Source organism: Nonomuraea pusilla (assembly GCF_900109355.1).
Taxonomy (GTDB): Bacteria; Actinomycetota; Actinomycetes; order Streptosporangiales; family Streptosporangiaceae; genus Nonomuraea; species Nonomuraea pusilla.
In genome coordinates this window covers 149762-170343 of the sequence record NZ_FOBF01000009.1, presented here as the reverse complement: position 1 = coordinate 170343, position 20582 = coordinate 149762, and the positions used below count along the sequence as shown (strand labels likewise).

Below are 20582 nucleotides of genomic sequence, written 5' to 3'. Positions count from 1 at the left end.
GCGTCCCAATAGTCACACATGAGGAGAAGTTGCACATAGTCCAGGAGTAAACCCCTTGAAACCCGTCCCCTCGACGCTGGCCCTGATCGCCCTGGTGGCCGCGACCGCCTGCTCGGCGGAAGCCGTCCAGGCACCGGCCGCGCAGCCCAAGGCGGCGGCCGTGCACGCCGCCGCCGCTGCCGGCCCGGCCAGCCCGGCGAAGACCATGAAGCTCGACATCGCCGACATCACTCCGATGGCGGAGACGACGGAGAAGGTCGGCGTCGGTTTCCCGATCATCGTCACGTTCGACCGCGACGTCAAAGACAAGGCGGCCGTCGAGGCGCTGCTTGAGGTGCAGGCGGAGAAGCCGGTCGAGGGCGCCTGGCGCTGGGTGTCGCCCAAGAAGGTCATCTACCGGACCAAGACCTACTGGAAGCCCCACCAGAAGATCCTCTTCACCGCGCGTCTCAGCCAGCTCCCCGGCAACGCCGCCAAGGACATCACCCGCCGCTTCGCCGTGGGCACCGCGAACATCTCCGTGGTGGACACGCGCAGGCACGTCATGAAGACCTACCGCGACGGCAAGCTGGCCAAGAAGATCCCGATCAGCGCCGGCCGCGGCGGCCTGATCAAGAACGGCGTGGACGTCTACCTCACCACCAGCGGCGTCCACCTCACCATGGGGAAGAAGGCCGTGGAGACGATGACGTCCTCGTGGATGGGCGTCACCGACCCCAAGGACCCGCGTTACTACAAGGAAGAGATCCCCTGGGCCGTCCGGATCTCCGACAGCGGCGAGTACGTCCACCAGAGCGCCGGCTACTACCAGTACCTGGGCCGCTCGAACCAGAGCCACGGCTGCGTCAGGGCCACCCCCGCCGGCGCCAAGTGGTTCTACACGATCGCCCAGCGCGGAGACGTCGTGAAGATCACCGGCACCAAGCGCAAGCTCGACTGGCAGAACGGCTGGAGCTACTGGCAGCTGAGCTGGACCCAGTGGCAGCAGGGCAGCGCGCTGAAGAGCTGACGCCCGCTCCCCACCGGCGGCCGAAGGGCGGCGGCGAAGCGCTGACGCCCGCCCCGCCGACGGCCGGGCCGGTGTGGCGCCTGCCCCACCGGCCGCCGCACCACCGATCAGGCCCGCCCGCACCCCGCGGGCGGGCCTTTCAGGTCTTAGAGCTTCTCCAGCGGCGCGTACGCCAGCAGCAGCGTCTTCTCGCCCCCGGTGCCGAAATCGATCTTGACCTTGGTCTTCTCGGCGACGCCGTCGACCGACACGACCGTGCCGAGGCCGAACGCGTCGTGCGTCACCCGGTCGCCCGGGGCGAGCGACGGCACCGTACGCCCGCCGCCACCGCCACCGCCGCGCGCCGGCGGACGGGCCGAGGTCGCGGGCTCGCGCCTGGTGGCGGCGCTCCACGCGGACTTCTCCGGGTCGGTACGCCAGTCGATGAGCTGCTGCGGCACCTCGTTGACGAACCGCGAGGCCGGGTTGAACGACGGCGACCCCCACGAGCTGCGCACCGCCGCCCGGGTGAGGTACAGCCGCTTCTGCGCCCTGGTGATGCCCACGTAGGCGAGGCGCCGCTCCTCCTCCAGCTCCTTCGGCTCGCCCAGGGAGCGGACGTGCGGGAAGACGCCGTCCTCCATGGCCGTGAGGAACACGACGGGGAACTCCAGGCCCTTGGCGGTGTGGAGCGTCATGAGCGTGACGACGCCCTGCCCGCCGTCGGCCTCGGGGATCTGGTCGGCGTCGGCGACCAGCGACACCTGCTCCAGGAACTCGACCAGGGTGCCCTCGGGGTTGGCCTCCTCGAACTCGGAGGCCACCGAGACGAGCTCGTTGAGGTTCTCGAGGCGCGACTCGTCCTGAGGGTCCTCGGACGCCTCCAGCTCGGCGCGGTAGCCGGTGGCCGCCAGCACCTCCTCGGCCAGCGCCGACGGCGGCACGCCCTCGGCCTTGGCGATCAGCTCCTCGATCATCGCGACGAACTCGCGGATCGCGTTGAGCGAGCGCGTGGCCATGCCGTACGCCTCGTCGGCCCTGCGCAGGGCGTCCCAGAACGAGATGCGCTCGCGCGACGACAGCGCCTCGACCATCGCCTCGGCCCGGTCTCCGATGCCGCGCTTGGGCACGTTGAGTATGCGGCGCAGTGACACGACGTCGGCCGGGTTGGCGAGCACCCGCAGGTAGGCGAGGAGGTCCTTGACCTCCTTGCGCTCGTAGAAGCGCACGCCCCCGACCACCTTGTACGGCAGCCCGGTGCGGATGAAGATCTCCTCGAACACGCGGGACGCCGCGTTGGTGCGGTAGAAGACCGCGACGTCGCCCGGCTTGACGTCCTCCTCGTCGCAGAGCCTGTCGACCTCCTGCGCGACGAACATGGCCTCGTCGTGCTCGTTGTCGGCGACATACCCGACGATCTTGGGGCCGTCGCCCTGGTCGGACCAGAGGTTCTTCGGCTTGCGCGACTCGTTGCGGGCGATGACCGCGTTGGCGGCGGCCAGGATGTTCTGGGTGGAGCGGTAGTTCTGCTCCAGCAGGATCGTGCGGGCGTCGGGGTAGTCGCGCTCGAACTCGAGGATGTTGCGGATCGTCGCGCCGCGGAAGGCGTAGATCGACTGGTCGGCGTCGCCGACGACGCACAGCTCGGACTGGCCGGTGCCCGAGCGGACCAGGTCGCCGTCGGCCGTGCGCAGCTCGGGATGCCCCACCAGCTCCCTGATCAGGATGTACTGGGCGTGGTTGGTGTCCTGGTACTCGTCGACCAGGACGTGCCTGAACCGCATCCGGTAGTGCTCGGCCACCTCGGGGAAGAGCTGGAAGAGCGTCACGGTGTTCATGATGATGTCGTCGAAGTCCATCGCCCCCGCTTCTGTGAGCTTGAGCTGGTAGGACTTGTACGCCTGCGCGAGCGTCTTCTCCAGGTGCAAGCCCGCCTTGTCGAGCGCGGTCTCGTAGTCGATGAGCTCGTTCTTGAAGTTGCTCACCTGCGCCGAGAACGAGCGCGGCGGGTAGCGCTTGGGGTCGAGGTCCATCTCCCTGCAGACCATGGCCATGAGCCGCTGGGAGTCGGCCTGGTCGTAGATGGAGAAGCTGGACGGGAACCCGAGCCGCTTGGCCTCGCGCCGCAGGATGCGCATGCAGGCGCTGTGGAACGTCATCACCCACATCGCCTTGGAGCGGGGGCCGACCAGCTTGTCGATGCGCTCCTTCATCTCCCTGGCGGCCTTGTTGGTGAAGGTGATCGCCAGGATCTCACCGGGGTGCACGTCGCGCTCGGCCAGCAGGTACGCGATGCGGTGGGTGAGCACCCGCGTCTTGCCCGACCCCGCGCCCGCGACGATGAGCAGCGGGCTGCCATGGTGGATCACGGCCTCGCGCTGCTGCGGGTTGAGGCCGTCGAGCAAGGGGTGGTGGTCTACGGAGACGTGGGTCGGCACCCCCTTAGGTTAAGACGCCCCACCGACAAACGGCGCCCGGAATGAGATCGGCGGGCGGCCGGTTGTCCTCGGACAAAGGTCATGAAAGGGGAGAGCATGCTGGTGGAGAGCGAGATCAACCGGGTGCTCGTCGTCACGGCCCATCCCGACGACGTGGACTTCGCGGCGGCGGGGTCCGTCGCCCTGTTCTCCGACAGGGGAGTGCAGGTGACGTACCTGCTGGTCACCGACGGCGACGCGGGCGGCAACGAGCGCGAGCTCGACCACGCCGGCATGGCGGAGCTGCGCAGGTCCGAGCAGCTCGCCGCCGCGAAGGCGGTCGGGGTGACGGACGTGCGCTTCCTCGGCTACGCCGACGGGACCGTGGTGCCGACGCTGGATCTGCGGCGCGACATCGCCAGGGTGATCCGCCAGGTCAGGCCCGACCTCGTCATCACGCACCACCCCGACCGCAACTACGAGTTCGTCGCGCCGAGCCACCCCGACCACCGCGCCGTGGGCGGCGCCGCGCTCGACGCGGTCTACCCCGACGCCCGCAACCCGTACGCCTTCCCCGAGCTGCTCCAGCAGGAGGGCCTGGAGGCGTGGACGGTGCGCGAGGTCTGGCTGAACGGCGGCTCGACCCCGAACCACTGGGTGGACGTCACCGACGCCATGGACCGCAAGCTGGCCGCGCTCCAGTCGCACGTCAGCCAGGTGGCGCACGTGGAGGGGTTCGCCGACTTCGTCAGGAGCCGCTTCGCCGCGTGGGCCCAGCAGGCCGGGTTCGGCGAGGGCCGCTACGCGGAGGCGTTCCAGGTGGTGCCGACGGCCTGAGGCCCGCGCCCGGCGGTCTCGGCCGGGGGCAGGCGGGCGGCCACGCGGGCGAACAGGTAGCCGAGCGAGTTCGTGGCCAGGTGCAGCAGGGCCGGGGCCAGCAGGCCGCCGCGGCGGCGCAGCTCGCAGAACAGCACGCCCGCCGCCGCCGTGGAGACGACGCTGCCCGCCACCACCCTGGCCGTGTCGAGGTGGTTCGGCGTCTCGCCCGCGGTCAGCGCGCCGAGCGCCGGGTTGGCGCGCGCCATGTCGACGGCCGGGAGGACGTGCCACAGGCCGAACAGCGCCGACGACACGGCCGTGGCCGCCGCCGCGCCGCTCCGCCGCCGCACCATGGCGTGCAGCGCGCCGCGGAAGCCGACCTCCTCCAGCAGCACCGTGCCGAGCGGCACCTGCAGGAGCGCCTCCTCCAGCACCCGGGCGCCCGACAGCGACAGCGCCCGCTCGTCGTGGAAGAGCGGCCTGGTACGCGGCAGCGCCACCCCCGCCGTGTACGCGACGGCCACGGCGCCTGCCAGCGTGCCCCCGATCAGCGCGCCGCGCCTGCCGCGCTCGAACCCCAGCTCCCGCCACGACACCCCCGACCGGCGCGCCATCGCGACGAGGGCCGCCGTGGCGGCGGCGGAGGTGAGGGGGGCCAGCCGGGGGGCCACCCTGTTGTTCAGGACGTTGGCCGCGAGGAGGACGGCCGCCGAGCGGATCAGCACCCTTGCAGGCTACGTCCGCGGGCCGGACCGGGTGTCACGTCGCGGCGGCGCTGCGCCAGCCCGCCGGGAAGCGGCTGCGGCGGCGCTCCTCGGGAGTGAGGCCGCCCCAGATGCCTTCGGACTCGCCCGCGCCCAGCGCGTACGCCCGGCACTCCTCCAGCACCTGGCAGCCCGCGCACACGGCCTTGGCCCTGGCCTCCTGCACGGGGGAGGAGGCGAGGGGGAAGAAGAGGTCGGGGTCGCTGGATCTGCACGCACCCCGGCGCAGCCAGCCGATCTGCTCCAGTGGCATGCACCCACCGTACGGCCAGGTCATGATCGCGCACATCATCCTCCGGGGTGAACCGCGGCTACACCCTCAGCAGGCGCCGACGCCGCCGCCGTACCCCCTGGCGAACGCCTGCTGGCGCTGCGCGGCGGTGCCGTGCGCGGCCGGGTTCAGCCAGTCGTCGGTGGGGTCGCCCGCGGACTCCAGGCTGAGCAGCAGCTCGTCCTCGTCGCCCGGCTGAGCCTGCAGCGCGCCCGAGCCCACCAGGGCGGCCAGCGTGCCGCCCGCGTAGCAGTCGGCCTGCAGCTCCATCTGGACGTTCAGCTCGAAGCCGGTCCGGAGCTGCGCCTGCACGGCGTGCCCCAGCTCGTGCGGGATGATCACGTAGACGGAGCCGTCGCCCATCTCGCTCCACAGCGACTCCATCCACGCGCGGTCGTAGGCGACGAAGTGGCCGAGCGGGCAGTAGAAGGCGTTGCCCGGCACGGCCTTCTGGCCGCCGCAGCTCGGCCCGGCCTTCCCGGTGTAGGGGATGAAGGCCGTGATCGGCCGGTACGTCCTGCCGTACCGGCTGAACTCCTGCTTCCAGAACTCCTCGCTGAGGGCGCGGGCGTCCCGCACGTCGTCGTCGAAGGAGTCGTCGGCGTCGCGCGAGAAGGGCCCGGGGGCGCCGCCGCAGGCCGCCGCCAGCAGGGCGGCGAGGAGCAGGGCGAGCAGGGGGAGCAGGGGGCGGCGCACGGGGTCACACGTCCCAGGTGTGGACGGGTTCGTTGGTGTGCATGCGTTCGATGTACCCCAGGGTCATGGCCCGTAGCGCTTCGTGCCTGTCGAGGTCGCCGCGGGCGCGTACCGACTCGACCTGCCAGGTGGCGCCGGTGCGCTGGGCCAGGCAGCGTCCCTCGATGACGCCGAGCAGGCGGTCGGCGACCCGCGGGTCCACGCCCCAGCCCGCCAGCCCCTCGTAGGCGAGGGGCAGCAGGCGGCGCAGGACCAGTTCGGACGCCGGCACCTCGCCGAGCCCCGGCCAGTACAGCCGGGCGTCGATCCCGTGCCTGGCCGCCTCCCTCAGGTTGTCCTCGGCCGCGGGGAACGACATGCGCGACCAGATGGGCCGCTCGACGTACGGCAGGATGCGCATCAGCCCGTAGTAGAAGGCGGCGTTGGCGGCGGCGTCCAGCACCGACGGCCCGGCGGGCAGCACCCGGTTCTCCACCCGCAGGTGCGGCCTGCCGTCCACCACCGCGTACACCGGCCGGTTCCAGCGGTAGATCGTGCCGTTGTGCAGGGTGAGCTCGTGCAGCTGCGGGACGCGGCCCTGCTCCAGCTCCTTGCGGGGGTCCTCCTCGTCGCAGAGGGGCAGCAGCGGGGGGTAGTAGGCGACGTTCTCCTCGAACAGGTCGAAGACGCTGGTGATCCACCGCTCGCCGAACCAGACGCGCGGTCGCACGCCCTGCCGCTTCAGCTCGGTGGGCCGGGTGTCGGTGGCCTGCTCGAACAGGGTGATCCTGGTCTCGCGGTGCAGTTCCTTGCCGAACAGGTACGGCGAGTTGGCGGCGACGGCGACCTGCGGGCCCGCGATGGCCTGCGCGGCGTTCCAGTGCGCGGCGAACGTCTCCGGGCTGACCTGCAGGTGCAGCTGGAGGCTGGTGCAGGCGGCCTCCGGCGCGATGCTGGCGGCCCGCGTGTCGAGGCGTTCGACGCCCTCGACGCACAGGTGCAGGTCCTCGCCGCGGGCCGCGAAGATCTGCTCGTTGAGCATGCGGTAGCGCGGGTTGGCCGACAGCGTGCCCTCGACGACGTCCCGCTCGCGCAGCGTCGGCAGGATGCCGACCATGACGAGGTGGCCGCCCTGGGAGCGGGCGTGCTCCTCGGCGTGGTTCAGCCTGGCGCGGACGTCGTTCTCCAGCCGGAGCGCGCCGTCGTCGCCGAGATCCTGGGGTGTGATGTTGATCTCGATGTTGAACTGGCCGAGCTCGGTTGCCCAGTCGGGGCGGCGGATGGCGGACAGGACGGCCGCGTTGCACATGGCGGCCTCGCCGCGGTCGTCCACGATGTTGAGCTCGATCTCCAGCCCGGCGAGCGGCCGTTCCACCTCGAAGCGGGACTCGCGCAGCATCTGGGCGAAGACGTCGAGGCACTGCCGCACTTTCTCGCGGTAGCGACGGCGGTCTTCCCTGCTGAAGACGGTCGCGGGTACGTCTCTGCCCATATCTGGAAATGTCCCACGAACGGGGCCAATAAACCCCGGGCCTTTGGAACGTGCCAGGACAGGCGGCCGTACGGCCCCTCCCACGCGGGGAGGGGCCGGGCGGCTACTTGACCGTGCCGAGCGAGTTGATGGAGTTGTCCGGGATCTCCTTCGGCACCTCGGCGTCGGGGCCGAGTTCCGCGATGTCGATCCACTCGCTCTTCGGCGGAGCCTTGACCGTCACCTTCGAGCCCCAGCCGGTGTAACGGGTCTCGGTCTGCGAGCGCACCTTGCCGAGCACGCCGAAGTCCAGCGCCCAGTCGGTCGTGAGCCTGGTGACCAGGCCCTTGGCGTTCACGCCCAGGGCGTACTTGACCTCGATCTTCCCGAGGAGCTTGTCCGGCTTCTGCCCGTAGAGCTTGGCGATGTCCTTGTAGGAGATCACGCCGCTGTACGTGCCGCCCTTGGCGGTCTTGGCGCGCGTCACCAGGGCGTCGAGCACCTTCGGGCGGAAGATGTCGAGGACCTGGTTGTAGGTGCCGCTGGGCTCGCCGCCGGGGTAGCGGACCCACTTCTTGCCCTCGGGCAGATCCTCGCTGAACAGGCCGCCCTTGGCGTACTGGAAGCCGCCCACCGTGACCATGCGCTCGGGGGCGAAGATCGACGCGAAGGAGTCCTTCTTGGACGAGTGGTTCCTGATGTCGGAGGCCACCACGCCCTTCGCGCCGAAGGCCAGCGTGGCGCTGGTCTTCGTGGTCGCCATGCTCTCGCCCTTCATCGAGGTGCGCGAGGTCTCCGAGACCCTGACCCCGTGCCCGGCGGAGAACTGCTTCTTGAGCGCCTTCACCGGGTCCGCGGGCGCGGCCTGCGCCGGTGCCGCGGTCGCGAGCGCGGCGGCGGTCGTCAGCGCCAGTCCCGCGATGATTCGCTTCATACGCTTCCTTTTTGGAGGGATTTTGGAGGGGAGCAGGAAGCCTGCCAATTCAAGATCACGACCATATATCGCGCGTCAGGTGTTATGTCGGTAAATCGGTGCATTTTTCGTGCAGAAGTCATCTCCAGGACGTGAGATCACCGTCACAGTGGGGCCGAACCTCCACCCGATGACCAGGGCAGGTCAAGCTTGGGGCTAGGCTTCACTGGCGGAAACGCCCGGCACGCACGGGGTGGCCCGGGTCGTCGAACATCAGTCGGACAACGCAAGGACGGACCCTCGTGGACCTGTTCGAACATCAGGCGAAGGAGCTCTTCGCGGACTACGGCATCCCGGTGCCACGCGGCATCGTCGCCCACACCGTGGAGGAGGTGCGCGCGGCCGCCGAGGAACTGACCGGCCGCGTCGTCGTCAAGGCCCAGGTCAAGACCGGAGGCCGCGGCAAGGCCGGCGGCGTGAAGGTGGCCGACGACGCCGCCGACGCCGTCGAGAAGGCCAACGCCATCCTGGGCATGGACATCAAGGGCCACACGGTGCACAAGGTGCTCGTGGAGGAGGCCAGCGCGATCGCCGAGGAGTACTACTTCTCGTTCCTGCTCGACCGCGCCAACCGTACGTTCCTCGCGATCTGCTCCGCCGCGGGCGGCATGGACATCGAAGAGGTCGCCCACAGCACTCCCGAGAAGGTGGCCAAGGTCCCCGTCTCGGCCCTCACCGGCATCGACCGCGACAAGGCCCGCGAGATCGCGGTCGCCGGCGGCCTGCCCGAGAAGGCGCTCGACGGCGCGGCCGAGCTCATCGAGAAGCTCTGGTGCTGCTTCGTCGACGAGGACGCCACGCTCGTCGAGGTCAACCCGATGATCCTGTCGGCCGACGGCCAGGTGAAGGCCCTCGACGGCAAGGTCACCCTCGACGACAACGCCTCCTTCCGGCAGCCGGAGCACGAGGCGTACGCCGACAAGGCCGCCGAGGACCCTCTTGAGGCCAAGGCCAAGGAGAAGGACCTCAACTACGTCAAGCTCGACGGCGACGTCGGCATCATCGGCAACGGCGCCGGCCTGGTCATGTCCACGCTCGACGTGGTGGCCTACGCGGGCGAGTCGTTCCCGGGCAAGCCGTCCCCGGCCAACTTCCTCGACATCGGCGGCGGCGCGTCCGCCGAGGTCATGGCGGCGGGCCTGGAGATCATCATGTCCGACCCCAGCGTGAAGTCGATCTTCGTGAACGTCTTCGGCGGCATCACCGCCTGCGACGCCGTGGCCAACGGCATCGTGGCGGCGTTCAAGCTGCTGGAGAGCCGCGGCGAGGCCGTCACCCACCCGCTGGTGGTCCGTCTCGACGGCAACAACGCCCAGCTCGGGCGGCAGATCCTCGCCGACGCCGCGCTCCCGCGCGTCGAGCTGGTAGACACGATGGACGACGCGGCCAAGCGGGCCGCCGAGCTCGCTGCGGTAGGTGCGTGAGACATGGCTATCTGGCTGACCGAGAACAGCAAGATCATCGTTCAGGGCATGACCGGCGCGGAGGGCACCAAGCACACCCGCCGCATGCTCGCCTCCGGCGCGAAGGTCGTGGGCGGCGTCAACGCCCGCAAGGCCGGCATCACGCACGAGGGCCTGCCGGTGTTCGGCACCGTCAAGGAGGCCATGGAGCAGACCGGCGCCGACGTGTCGGTCGTCTTCGTGCCCCCGGCCGCCACCAAGGCCGCCGTCAAGGAGGCCATCGACGCCGAGATCCCCCTCTGCGTCGTCATCACCGAGGGCGTGCCCGTCCACGACTCCACCGAGTTCTGGGCGTACGCCACCGCCAAGGGCAACAAGACCAGGATCATCGGCCCCAACTGCCCCGGCATCGCCTCGCCCGGCGCCTCCAACGCCGGCATCATCCCCGCCGACATCACCACCAAGGGCCGCATCGGCCTGGTCTCGAAGTCCGGCACCCTCACCTACCAGCTCATGTACGAGCTGCGCGACATCGGCTTCACCACCGCTGTCGGCATCGGCGGCGACCCGGTCATCGGCACCACCCACATCGACGCGCTCCAGGCGTTCCAGGACGACCCCGACACCGACGCCATCGTGATGATCGGTGAGATCGGCGGCGACGCCGAGGAGCGGGCCGCCGCCTACATCGAGCAGCACGTCACCAAGCCGGTGGTGGCCTACGTGGCCGGCTTCACCGCCCCCGAGGGCAAGACGATGGGCCACGCCGGCGCCATCGTGTCCGGCTCCGCCGGCACGGCGCAGGCCAAGAAGGAGGCCCTGGAGAAGGTCGGCGTCCGCGTCGGCAAGACCCCCTCCGAGACGGCCCGCCTCATGCGCGAGATCATGCAGTCGCGCTGAGACACCGTGAGCGGGGGCCGCGGCGGCGGCCCCTCACGCGATCGAAGGAGCCCCGCGCCGGGATCGTCCGGCGCGGGGCTCCTCGCGTTCCGCCGTGCCGCGGTATGGGGCCGCTCCCGTACGGGTCCCGACAAAGTAGGCAGGGGCGGCGCGTCAACCAAGCAGCAGTCGGGAAAGCTTGAGAAAATCGCCTACTGTGACGGCGATTCTCGACCAGCTGCGGACAGCCCCCCGATCCGTGCTCGGCAAGCTGCCCGGGGTCTCCGGCGACGACGACGAGTCGCGCCGGCCACTGCCGGTGTCGGGGATGCTGGCCGCCGCCTGCACGCTCGGCGTCGGCCTGGCGGTGCTGACCACGCTCACCCTCGTCGGCTGGATGGCCGCGCCGCGCGGCGCGCTCGGCTCCGGCCTGCCCGGCGTGTTCCGCACGGCCGCGCAGCTCTGGCTGGCCGCCCACCACGCCGGCTTCGCCATCCCCGGCGGACGGGTCGGGCTGCTGCCGCTCGGCCTGATGGTCCTGCCCGCCGCGCTGCTCTACCGGGCCGCCAGGTGGATGGCGCGCGACGCCGACCTGCGGCTCAGGCTGCCCGCCCGGCTGCCCAAGAACAGCCCCCGCGAGCAGGCCAACGCCCGGCGCCGGGCGCAACTCGTGCTCGTGGCGCAGGCCGGCGTGTCGCTGGCGGCGCCGTACGCGCTGCTCGCCGGCCTCATCGCGGTCGTCGCGCGCAACGACGTCACCCAGCCCTTCATCGGTGAGGCGCTGATCAGCCACTTCGCCCTCGCGTTCCTCGCGGGCTCGCTGGCCACCGCGCGCACCATCGGGCCGTGGCGGGCGATGCCGCGGCTGCTGCCGGAACGGGTGCGGGCCCTCACCGTCGGCACGGCGGTCGCGACGGCGCTGCTGCTCGTCATGGGGTTCGGGCTGGTGCTCGCCGCCGTCGTGATCAACTTCCAGCAGGTCAGGGACCTGTCCTCGGTGCTGTCGCCGGGGTTCGTCGGCGGCGTCCTGCTGGTGCTGCTCCAGCTCCTCTACCTGCTGAACGCCGTCATCTGGGCGTCGTCGTACATCGCCGGTCCCGGTTTCGCGATCGGGGCCGACACGCTGGTCGCGCCCACGGGCGTCGAGCTCGGCACCGTGCCGAGCCTGCCGCTGCTGGGGGCGCTCCCCGAGAGCGGCACCGTGCCCGCCTGGATGATGGCCGTGGTCGCGCTGCCGTTCGCCGCGGGGGCCGTGGCCGGAGTGATGGTGGCGCGCATCTCGCCCTCGCCGTCGTACGAGGCCGCCCCGCTCTGGGGGTTCCTCACCGGCGTCGTCACCGGCCTGGTCTGGGGCGGGCTCGCGGCCCTGTCGGGCGGCCCGATCGGCGGCGGCAGGCTCGCGACCGTCGGGCCGTCGCCGTGGGAGGTGGCCCTGTCCGTGGCGCTGGAGGTCGGCGTGGCCGCCGGGATCTCCGCCGGGGTGACGAACCTGCTGCTGCTCAACCGCCGCGCCCGCGTCCCGCTCGACAAGGCCGCCGCGCCCGTGCGCAAGGCGGGCGCCGCGCTCGCCAAGGCCGCGAGCAAGGTGGGGCTGGCCGAGGCCGACCCGCGCCCCCTGCCCGGCCACTGGATGGACGCCACCGAGGCCGACACCCAGCCCATCCCCGTCATCAGGGACGACTGGCAGGACGAGCACGCCTCGGCGGAGGCCGAGACGCTGGCCCAGGCCCGCCCGCGCCCCGTCGCCCCCGAGGGGCCGCGCCCGCCGCGCAAGGACATCGTGGACGAGTCCGACGACCGCGGCGGCCACGTCATCTACGTCGACCCGTACGCCTGGGACCGCGACTGACAGTGATGACGAGTCCGCTGTGAGCCCCCGTCACGCCACGACGGCCGGGTAGGAGCTCCTCATCGCGCCGAAGTAGGCCTCGGGCGCTCCTTCGAGGTGCTCAGGCAGCCCGTCCATGAAGGCGCGCAGCAGGGGGGTCGCGTTGTGCCGGTCGAGGTCCTCCTGCGAACGCCACACCTCGTAGAGGAAGAACCGGCCGTCCTCCTGCTCGTGGAGGTGGTACTGAAGGTTGCCCTCGTGCCCTCGGGACGGCTCGACGAGGTCCATCAGGAGCCTTCTGAGCTCGTCGGCGTGTCCGGCCTTGGGGGTCAGGAACCCGTAGAGCGAAACCGGTGCTGGTGCAGTCGAAACCGTCGTCATGTGGTCAACGTAGGATGTGACATCGGTGTCAGATTCAAGCCGCCGCCCTGCGAGGTGGGTCACATGAAGATCGGGGAGCTGTCCCGCGAGACCGGCGTGGCCGTACGTCTCCTCCGCTACTACGAGGCCCAGGGGCTGCTCACCTCCCACCGCAGCGAAGGCGGCCACCGCCACTACGACCCCGACGCCCCCGCCACCGTCGCCCGCATCCGCACCCTGCTCGCCGCCGGGCTCCCCACCAAGGTCATCCGCGAGCTCATGCCCTGCTTCGCCGGCGACGGCGCCGGACTCCAGGCGTGCGTTCTCGACCACCTCAGAGCCCAGTACGCCGAGCTGGACTCCCGCATAGCCGACCTCACCCGGGCCCGCACCGCTCTGGGTGACATCCTCGACGTCTCCACCCGGGTGCTCGCCACGCCTGAACCGTGAAGCCTCGGGGCTAAGGCTGCATCGAGCCGAGCACCTCCAGCACGTCCGGGGGCAGCTTGCGCTGCGCGGAGTCCCTGAACTGCGTGAAGCACTCGCCCTGCGACGAGACCGTGCCCGCGCCCTTCATGCACTCCTGGTAGGCGGAGTACTCGTCCATCAGGTAGAGCTGCATGCCCGTGGCCATCAGCGACAGCGCGAGCGCCAGCGAGGAGACCGTGATGCCGCCCACCGCCGTGCCCGTGGGCCTGCCCGCCCCCTTGAGCAGGGGAAGCGCGCGGATGCCCGCCACGAGCGCGAACAGCGCCATGACCAGCCCCGCGAGCGGCAGCATGAACGTCATGGCCAGCGCTGCGATGGACAACCAGATCGCTCGGCGACCCGCTGATTCGGCGGGCTGCTGGCCTGCCGGTGCCTGCACCGGTGTCGACACCTGACCTCCTCTGCGTCGCTGGGAGAGGAACAGATACCCTGTCAGCCCCACCCTGTTTCCTTCTTTGGAGTGTGCGTGTCTAAGGCTGGGCGGCTCGTCGTCCTCGTCTCCGGCTCTGGAACCAACCTACAGGCCCTTCTGGACGCTTCCGCCGACCCGTCGTACGGGGCGCGCGTGGTGGCGGTCGGCGCCGACAGGGAGGGGATCGAGGGGCTGGCCAGGGCGGCGCGGGCTCATGTGCCGACTTTTGTTGAAAAATTGGGCGATTACCCGACAAGGGCGGATTGGGATGCCGCGGTGGCGGCCAGGATCGCGTCGTACGAACCGGACCTGGTGGTGTCGGCGGGTTTCATGAAGATCCTGGGCGCGCCCACGCTCGACGCGTTCCCCGTGCTCAACACGCACCCCGCGCTGCTGCCGTCCTTCCCGGGCGCGCACGGCGTGCGCGACGCGCTGGCCCACGGCGTCAAGGTGACCGGCTGCACGGTGATGCTGGCCGACGCCGGCGTCGACACCGGGCCGATCGTCGCGCAGGAGGCCGTGCCCGTGCTGCCCGACGACGACGAGGCGACGCTGCACGAGCGCATCAAGACCGTCGAACGCCGCCTGCTCGTCGACGTCGTCGGCCGGATGGTCCGCGAGGGCTGGACAGTCAGCGGACGAACCGTCCGCATCGGTAACAACACAGGAGGGGAACCCACGTGACTCGCATCGCCATCCGGCGCGCGTTGATCGCTGTCTACGACAAGTCCGGGCTGGAGGAGCTGGCCAGGGCACTCGACGGCGCGGGCGTGGAGATCGTGTCCACCGGCGGCACCGCCGCCGCGATCGCGTCGTACGGCATCCCGGTGACCAAGGTCGAACAGCTGACCGGGTTCCCCGAATGCCTCGACGGGCGCGTCAAGACGCTGCACCCGCGCGTCCACGCCGGCCTGCTCGCCGACGTCACCAAGCCCAGCCACGTGACGCAGCTCGAAGAGCTGGAGATCGACCCGTTCCAGCTCGTCGTGGTCAACCTCTACCCGTTCCAGCAGACCGTGGCCTCCGGGGCGTCCGACGCCGAGTGCGTCGAGCAGATCGACATCGGCGGGCCCGCCATGATCCGCGGCGCCGCCAAGAACCACAACACCTGCGCCGTCGTGGTCGACCCCGGCATGTACGGCGACGTCGCCACCGCGCTGTCCGAGGGCGGCTTCACCCTCACCGACCGCAGGCGGCTCGCCGGCCTCGCCTACGCCCACACCGCCGCGTACGACGTGGCCGTCGCCTCCTGGTTCTCCGGCACGTACACGCCGGACGAGACCGGCTGGCCCGCCTTCCTCGGCTCCGCCAGGGAGCGCAAGGCCGTGCTCCGCTACGGCGAGAACCCCCACCAGGCCGCCGCGCTCTACACCGACGGCCGCGGCGGGCTCGCGGAGGCCGAGCAGCTCCACGGCAAGGAGATGTCGTACAACAACTACCTCGACTCCGACGCCGCCTGGCGCGCCGCCTGGGACTTCTCCGAGCCCTGCGTCGCCATCATCAAGCACCAGAACCCCTGCGGCATCGCCGTCGGCGCCGACGTGGCCGAGGCCCACCGCAAGGCCCACGCGTGCGACCCGGTGTCGGCGTACGGCGGCGTCATCGCCGTGAACCGAGAGGTCACCCCCGAACTGGCCAGGCAGATCGCCGACGTCTTCACCGAGGTCGTCGTCGCCCCCGCCTACGACGACGAGGCGCTGGAGGTCCTGCGGGCCAAGAAGAGCCTGCGCATCCTCGTCTGCCCGCAGGGGCCGTCCGAGCCGGTCGAGTTCCGCAGGATCGACGGAGGCCTGCTCCTGCAGTCGGTCGACCGCGTCGACGCGCCCGGCGACGCGCCCGAGCACTGGGAGCTCAAGGCCGGCCCGGCCGCCACGCCCGAGGTGCTCGCCGACCTCGCCTTCGCCTGGCGGGCCTGCCGCTCCGTCAAGTCGAACGCCATCCTGCTCGCCGCCGACGGCGCCACCGTGGGCGTCGGCATGGGCCAGGTCAACCGGGTCGACTCGTGCCGCCTGGCGGTGACGCGGGCGGGCGAGCGCGCGCCGGGCTCGGTGGCGGCGTCCGACGCCTTCTTCCCGTTCCCTGACGGCCCGGAGGTGCTCATCGAGGCCGGCGTCAAGGCCATCGTGCAGCCGGGCGGCTCCATCCGGGACGAACTGGTCATCGAAGCCGCCCAGAAGGCCGGAGTCACCCTGTACTTCACCGGCACCCGCCACTTCTTCCACTGACCAGAGCCCGACCAGTACCGCTGACCAGAGCCCGACCAGTACCGCGAGACCCACCGAGTCCTCACCGGCTCCCGGGCAGGCCACGCGGTACTGGCCGCCACCTCTCCGCCCCAAAGCCAGCGGTTGCCATCCGATCCAGCCCGAGGCGCCACCGCCCCCGGTCCCGTACCGGGGAGGCGGCGACGTGCTGGCCGGCGCGGGGGAGTCGGCGGCGTACGGTGCGGCAATCCCGGGGGGCAGCTCTGTACTGGCCACGCCCGGGGAGGGAGGTCCGTACCGGCCACTGTCGGGGAGGGAGCTCCATACCTGCGCAGTGCTGAGCAGACGCCGGACTGAGCCCATGGGTACGAGACGTCGATGATCCAATAAAGGGCAACATCGTCCACATATCGTCCTTTATCCATTTTTGGGGCGAGCATAGGTAAAGTCCGGTTAGCCTGAGGCCGTCGCCCCGTGCCACTCTCCTCCGGAGTCTCCATGCCCATGCTCGATTCCGTCCTGCAGGCGTTCGTCACGATGAACGGCCTTGCCACCAGCCCCGTCGTGCTCCTGGTGCTGGCCTTCATCGGCGCGTACCTCGGGAGCCGCGTGGTCGAGATCATCCCCTTCACCCGCCGCATCATCGAACGCCGCGAGGCCCAGCTCGCCGAGCGCGAGTAGCGGCCCATCACAAAGCGAGTCCTGGTCACTTCCCTCGGCCTGGTTGTCCTCGCCACCCCGCCACATCCGCCGCATCGTCGGCTCGGCGCCGACGTTCGAGGCAGCACTGCCGGCGATACGGGAGACGGACGCGTCCGCCACCTCGTCGCCACCTCGACCTTGGCGGCGCCACCGCGTCGCCGCCGAAGACCCTGCGGCACCTCTCACACCACCGCTGTCAGCCGACCGGGCATGATCGAAGCCCAACGGACGCTCACGACCTCTGATGTCGAGCGCTGGCCGCCGCCTCCGCGCAGCTCCCGCCGCCCTCGGGCTCGGACGGCCCCACCGGTGCGCAGAAACCCCTTCACCGCAGACGACCGTGCGAGGACGACAGTGCGGGGACGACCGGGTGAGAACGACCGCGGGAGGACGTCAGGCGAGGACGACTGGGTGAGGACGACCGCGGGAGGACGTCAGGCGAGGACATCTGGGTGAGAACGAACCGGCGAGGGCGACCGCGCGAGGAAGACGGCGCGAGGAAGATCTTCATGGCAACGACACATCCTGGGCCGCCATCCCAGGAATGACGGTTGCCAGGAACGGCCGTTGAAATGTGCTCCGGGCATGATGATCCCGATGGCTATGATCGCCCGCCATGACCGACGCCTCCCACCTCCTCTCCACCCGCGCCTCCTACAACGCCCTCGCCGAGGAGTACGACCGGCACTTCGCCCGCGAACTCGACGGCAAGCCGCTGGACCGGGGCCTGCTCGGGGCGTTCGCCGAGATCGTCCGGGCCTCCGACCCGGGACCGGTCGCAGACCTGGGCTGCGGCACCGGCATCGTCACGGCGCACCTGGACTCCCTCGGCGTACGGGCCTTCGGCGTGGACCTGTCGCCCGGCATGCTCGCCGTCGCCCGCCGCAACCACCCCGAGCTGCGGTTCGAGGAGGGGTCCCTGGAAGCGCTGGACCTGCCCGACAACCATCTCGCCGCCGCCGTCTGCTGGTACTCCGTCGTTCACACGCCGCCGGAGCGACAGCCGCTCGTCTTCGCCGAACTGGCGCGGGTGCTCAGGCCGGGCGGGCACCTGCTGATCGCCTTCCAGGTAGGGGACGAACCACGGCACTTCTCCGAGGTCTTCGGCCACCAGATCGCCCTGGACTTCCACCGCCTGCGCCCGGACCGCGCCGCCGACCAGCTCGCGCAGGTCGGGCTCCTGGTGACGGCTCGTCTCGTCCGCGACCCCGACTCCACCGAACGCACCTCCCAAGGCTTCCTCCTGGCCCGCAAGGCCACTCCCTGAGCCCCCCACCGACCTGGCCGGCTCGGAGTCGTCCGCCACCTCGTCACGCATGCGACCTGTCCAGCAGTTCCAGCAGCCCTTTGTCCTCAGGAGCGGGGGCGAGGCGATGCGGCCGCCTGTACCTCGGAGCGAAGGGCTGGGACGGCACCGCGCCCCTGGTCTTAGAGGTGAAGGGTTGGGACGGCACCGCGTCCCTGGTCTCAGGGTGAAGGGTTGGGGCGGATGGGCTCCTGGTCCTGGCGGGAGGTTGGGGTGGCATCGGTCCCCTGTCCTTCGGGGGAGGCTGGGTGGGGTCAGGCTCCCGGCTCCAGGCTCCCGACTTCTCGCAGTGGAAACGGCGCTCCCGGCTCCCCCGAGGAAAGGGGGCTTCGGGGGAAATGTGCTCCCGGCTCCTTGGAGGAAGGGGGCTTCGGGGGGAAGGGGGCTCCCGGCTGTTCAGGGGAAGGGGGTTCCCGGTTTCTCTGGCGGAAAGGGGCGCACGGCTTCTCCGGTGGGAAGGGGCGCGCGGCTTCTCTGGTGGAAAGGGGTTTCTGGGTGCTCAGGGGGAATGGGTGTGGTGGCGCCAGGCCAGGCTGGCGGCTCCTGCCAGGCCTGCGCGTACGCCGAGGGTGCTGGGTTGGATGCGTACCGCGCGGACGAAGGGCAGGCCCGCGATGTCGTCGAGCGCCCGCTCCAGCGGCCCGAACAGGACCTTTCCCGCCGCCGAAACCCCGCCGCCGATGACCACGGTGGTCACCTCGACGCCGGCCGTCACCGAGGCGATCATGCCTGCCAGGGCCCGTGTTCCCCGTTCGAACGCCGCCAGGGCGACCGGGTCTCCGGCAGCCGCGTCCCTTGCGAGGGCCCGGGCGTCCGCCGGTTCCGCCGTTGGTCCGCCTGACGCTGCGTCCATCGCTCCGCCTGCCGGTTCCCTCGTGGGTCCGCCCGCCCTTGTGTCCACTGGTCTGCCCGTCCGTGTGTCCGTCGGTCCGCCTGGGGGTTGCCCCGTGGGTCCGCCTGCCGGTGTGTCTACCGGTGCGACTGCTGGTTCTCCTGTGGGTTCGTCCGCCGGTTCTCCTGGTTTCTCCGTGGGGGTGCCGGTCGGGCGGCCTGGGGTCCAGCCGTTCTCGGTGGCCCAGCGGGCCATGTTGGGGCCGCTGGCGTAGCGCTCCACGCAGCCGCGTCCGCCGCATTCGCAGCGCTCGCCGTACGGGTCGACGCTCATGTGCCCGACATGTCCGGCGTTGCCGGTCGGACCGAGGATCGGCGCACCGTCGATCACGAGTCCGCCGCCGATGCCGGTCGAGACGACGATGCCGAGCAGCGCCCTGCTGCCCTGCCCCGCGCCGAGCCAGTGCTCGCCCAGGGCGAAGCACTGCGCGTCGCCCGCCAGTACGGTGGGCAGCCCCGTCAGCGCCTGGACCTCGTCGCGCAGCGGGAACCCGCGCCAGCTCGGCATGTTCACCGGGCTGACCGTGCCTTCGGCGAGGTCCAGCGGCCCCGCGCAGCCGATGCCGACGGCCAGCGGTGGCGGGCCGTCCACGGTCACCTCGGCGATGAGAGCGGTGAGGGCCGCCATGACCTCTGTACGCGGCGTGGGCCGGGTTGCGGAACGCAGCACGGAGCCCGCCTCGTCCACCAGCGCGGCGGCGAGCTTGGTTCCTCCGATGTCGATGGCAAGTACGCAGTTCATCAGTGTTTGTGGTGGTTGTCGGGCTGGCGAGGGTCGCCAGGGTGTTCCAGACCGGGCACGAGCTCTACCTTTCTGGCGCGCATGTCGTCGAGCCACCGCGTGAAGGCCCGCCGGCGGGCCGCCTCCAGGAGGGGCTGCCTGCGGTGGTGCGGCTGAGAGGGCGGGGGAGGGGCGGGCGATGGGGTAGCCGTGGCCACGTGCCAGCCGAGGGCGTCGGCCACGGGACCGACGAGCGTCCCGTGAGGGTGCCGTCGGATCGCTTCAGCCACGGCCCTCGGCAGCGAGTCGAGCGTGACCATGCCCAGGGAGTCGAGGTCCTCGGGCGTGGCGAGACCGGCGGACGCCCGATCGGCGTACAGACGGTGACGCACAAGAAGCCGACCGGACGCAGACCGCGTTTCCCCTGGTAGCCCGTCCACCGCAGACCGCCTTTCCCCAGGTCTTTCCCGGGGCGGCTCGTCCGCCGCAGGCTGCCCTTTCTGGGGTGACTTGTTCCGTATGGGTTGTCCTTCCCCGCGTCGCTCGTGCGTTGCAGGTCGCCTCTCTTCCGGTGGCTGGTCCGATCCGGGTCGTGTTTCCCCGGGGGGTTCGTCTGACGCCCCGCGTTCGCTCCGCCCGTCCTGGCTCTCTGGTGGCGGGGTGCGCCATTCCTCCGGTACGGTCACCCCCACTGTGACGTGGACGTACACCGCTCGGACCCAGGGGTTGCCGTTGTAGGCGGCGGCGTTGATGGAGCCGAGTTCGACGGCGGCGACCGGGGCGAGGGGGCCGCCTTCCAGCGGGGTGAGCCCCAGGTCGGCGGCGGTCTGCTCGCAGAGCGCCTCCGTCAGGATGACCTGGGTGACCCAGCGGGTGAGCTGGCGGTGCTCCGAGGTGCCAGGCGCGGGGAGGGCGGCGTGCAGCGGCCCGTCGTGCAGTTCGGTGAGGCGCCGCTCCAGGCGTTCCCGTGGGACCTCCTGCCCGCCGACCCGGCCGATCATCCCTGAGG

20 protein-coding genes are annotated in these 20582 nt (G+C 71.0%); 10 read left to right on the top strand and 10 right to left on the bottom strand.

Annotated features, from left to right (window positions below):
• Window positions 1–55: 55 nt before the first annotated feature.
• Window positions 56–1009 carry a L,D-transpeptidase gene (locus tag BMX74_RS20600; RefSeq protein ID WP_055506482.1) on the top strand — a complete coding sequence of 318 codons (954 nt, stop codon included), beginning with the start codon at window positions 56–58 and terminating at the stop codon, window positions 1007–1009.
• Between the two features lie 146 nt (window positions 1010–1155).
• Here BMX74_RS20600 and pcrA read toward each other — a convergent pair whose 3' ends face one another.
• Window positions 1156–3393: a DNA helicase PcrA gene (pcrA, locus tag BMX74_RS20595; protein WP_091102205.1), complete on the bottom strand. Its 2238-nt coding sequence runs from the start codon at window positions 3391–3393 to the stop codon at window positions 1156–1158.
• Between the two features lie 129 nt (window positions 3394–3522).
• Here pcrA and BMX74_RS20590 point away from each other — a divergent pair, with 129 nt between their 5' ends.
• Window positions 3523–4242 carry a PIG-L deacetylase family protein gene (locus BMX74_RS20590; protein WP_055506484.1) on the top strand — a complete coding sequence of 240 codons (720 nt, stop codon included), beginning with the start codon at window positions 3523–3525 and terminating at the stop codon, window positions 4240–4242.
• On the opposite strand, the gene BMX74_RS20585 is transcribed toward BMX74_RS20590, so the two are convergent.
• From BMX74_RS20585 to BMX74_RS20565, 5 genes are all read right to left on the bottom strand, one after another.
• Window positions 4206–4949, bottom strand: coding sequence for a CPBP family glutamic-type intramembrane protease (locus BMX74_RS20585; RefSeq protein ID WP_091102203.1), 744 nt, complete (start codon window positions 4947–4949; stop codon window positions 4206–4208). The two genes, BMX74_RS20590 and BMX74_RS20585, sit on opposite strands and share 37 nt — an antisense overlap.
• Window positions 4950–4983: 34 nt before the next feature.
• The gene (locus BMX74_RS20580) at window positions 4984–5241 is read right to left on the bottom strand and encodes a WhiB family transcriptional regulator (protein WP_055507402.1); all 258 of its coding nucleotides are present in this window, start codon (window positions 5239–5241) and stop codon (window positions 4984–4986) included.
• 66 nt (window positions 5242–5307) lie between these two features.
• Window positions 5308–5955 carry a neutral zinc metallopeptidase gene (locus BMX74_RS20575; protein ID WP_055506486.1) on the bottom strand — a complete coding sequence of 216 codons (648 nt, stop codon included), beginning with the start codon at window positions 5953–5955 and terminating at the stop codon, window positions 5308–5310.
• A gap of 4 nt (window positions 5956–5959) precedes the next feature.
• Window positions 5960–7426, bottom strand: a complete 1467-nt coding sequence (locus BMX74_RS20570) for a glutamate-cysteine ligase family protein (RefSeq protein WP_055506487.1) — start codon at window positions 7424–7426, stop codon at window positions 5960–5962.
• A 103-nt stretch (window positions 7427–7529) separates the two neighbouring features.
• The gene (locus BMX74_RS20565; RefSeq protein ID WP_091102201.1) at window positions 7530–8339 is read right to left on the bottom strand and encodes a hypothetical protein; all 810 of its coding nucleotides are present in this window, start codon (window positions 8337–8339) and stop codon (window positions 7530–7532) included.
• Window positions 8340–8620: 281 nt separating this feature from the next.
• Here BMX74_RS20565 and sucC point away from each other — a divergent pair, with 281 nt between their 5' ends.
• The 3 genes from sucC to BMX74_RS20550 all read left to right on the top strand — a co-directional run bounded on the left by sucC (window position 8621) and on the right by BMX74_RS20550 (window position 12509).
• Window positions 8621–9802, top strand: a complete 1182-nt coding sequence (gene sucC / locus BMX74_RS20560; protein WP_055506489.1) for an ADP-forming succinate--CoA ligase subunit beta — start codon at window positions 8621–8623, stop codon at window positions 9800–9802.
• A 3-nt stretch (window positions 9803–9805) separates the two neighbouring features.
• Window positions 9806–10681 carry a succinate--CoA ligase subunit alpha gene (gene sucD / locus BMX74_RS20555; RefSeq protein ID WP_055506490.1) on the top strand — a complete coding sequence of 292 codons (876 nt, stop codon included), beginning with the start codon at window positions 9806–9808 and terminating at the stop codon, window positions 10679–10681.
• Window positions 10682–10877: 196 nt separating this feature from the next.
• Window positions 10878–12509: a cell division protein PerM gene (locus BMX74_RS20550; RefSeq protein ID WP_091102198.1), complete on the top strand. Its 1632-nt coding sequence runs from the start codon at window positions 10878–10880 to the stop codon at window positions 12507–12509.
• 30 nt (window positions 12510–12539) lie between these two features.
• Here BMX74_RS20550 and BMX74_RS20545 read toward each other — a convergent pair whose 3' ends face one another.
• Entirely contained in the window at window positions 12540–12869 is a 330-nt protein-coding gene (locus tag BMX74_RS20545; RefSeq protein ID WP_091102320.1) for a putative quinol monooxygenase, read from the bottom strand.
• A gap of 63 nt (window positions 12870–12932) precedes the next feature.
• Here BMX74_RS20545 and BMX74_RS20540 point away from each other — a divergent pair, with 63 nt between their 5' ends.
• Window positions 12933–13298 (top strand): MerR family transcriptional regulator, encoded by a 366-nt coding sequence (locus BMX74_RS20540; RefSeq protein ID WP_055506492.1) that lies wholly within the window; start codon window positions 12933–12935, stop codon window positions 13296–13298.
• A 10-nt stretch (window positions 13299–13308) separates the two neighbouring features.
• Here BMX74_RS20540 and BMX74_RS20535 read toward each other — a convergent pair whose 3' ends face one another.
• Entirely contained in the window at window positions 13309–13659 is a 351-nt protein-coding gene (locus BMX74_RS20535) for a hypothetical protein (RefSeq protein WP_236714998.1), read from the bottom strand.
• Window positions 13660–13803: 144 nt separating this feature from the next.
• Between BMX74_RS20535 and purN the strand changes: the two genes are divergently transcribed.
• From purN to BMX74_RS20515, 4 genes are all read left to right on the top strand, one after another.
• Window positions 13804–14433: a phosphoribosylglycinamide formyltransferase gene (purN, locus tag BMX74_RS20530; RefSeq protein WP_055506494.1), complete on the top strand. Its 630-nt coding sequence runs from the start codon at window positions 13804–13806 to the stop codon at window positions 14431–14433.
• Window positions 14430–15974 carry a bifunctional phosphoribosylaminoimidazolecarboxamide formyltransferase/IMP cyclohydrolase gene (purH, locus tag BMX74_RS20525; RefSeq protein WP_055506495.1) on the top strand — a complete coding sequence of 515 codons (1545 nt, stop codon included), beginning with the start codon at window positions 14430–14432 and terminating at the stop codon, window positions 15972–15974. The genes purN and purH overlap by 4 nt, the downstream gene beginning before the upstream one ends.
• Window positions 15975–16451: 477 nt before the next feature.
• Window positions 16452–16634: a hypothetical protein gene (locus tag BMX74_RS20520; RefSeq protein WP_091102194.1), complete on the top strand. Its 183-nt coding sequence runs from the start codon at window positions 16452–16454 to the stop codon at window positions 16632–16634.
• 637 nt (window positions 16635–17271) lie between these two features.
• The gene (locus BMX74_RS20515) at window positions 17272–17922 is read left to right on the top strand and encodes a class I SAM-dependent DNA methyltransferase (RefSeq protein ID WP_055506496.1); all 651 of its coding nucleotides are present in this window, start codon (window positions 17272–17274) and stop codon (window positions 17920–17922) included.
• A 538-nt stretch (window positions 17923–18460) separates the two neighbouring features.
• On the opposite strand, the gene BMX74_RS45715 is transcribed toward BMX74_RS20515, so the two are convergent.
• Together BMX74_RS45715 and BMX74_RS46660 are read right to left on the bottom strand one after the other, a co-directional pair.
• Window positions 18461–19594 carry an ROK family protein gene (locus tag BMX74_RS45715; RefSeq protein ID WP_091102192.1) on the bottom strand — a complete coding sequence of 378 codons (1134 nt, stop codon included), beginning with the start codon at window positions 19592–19594 and terminating at the stop codon, window positions 18461–18463.
• On the bottom strand, window positions 19594–20532 hold the full coding sequence (locus BMX74_RS46660) for a DUF7158 domain-containing protein (RefSeq protein ID WP_420538135.1): 939 nt from the start codon (window positions 20530–20532) through the stop codon (window positions 19594–19596). Before BMX74_RS46660 ends, BMX74_RS45715 begins: the two co-directional genes overlap by 1 nt.
• Window positions 20533–20582: the final 50 nt, after the last annotated feature.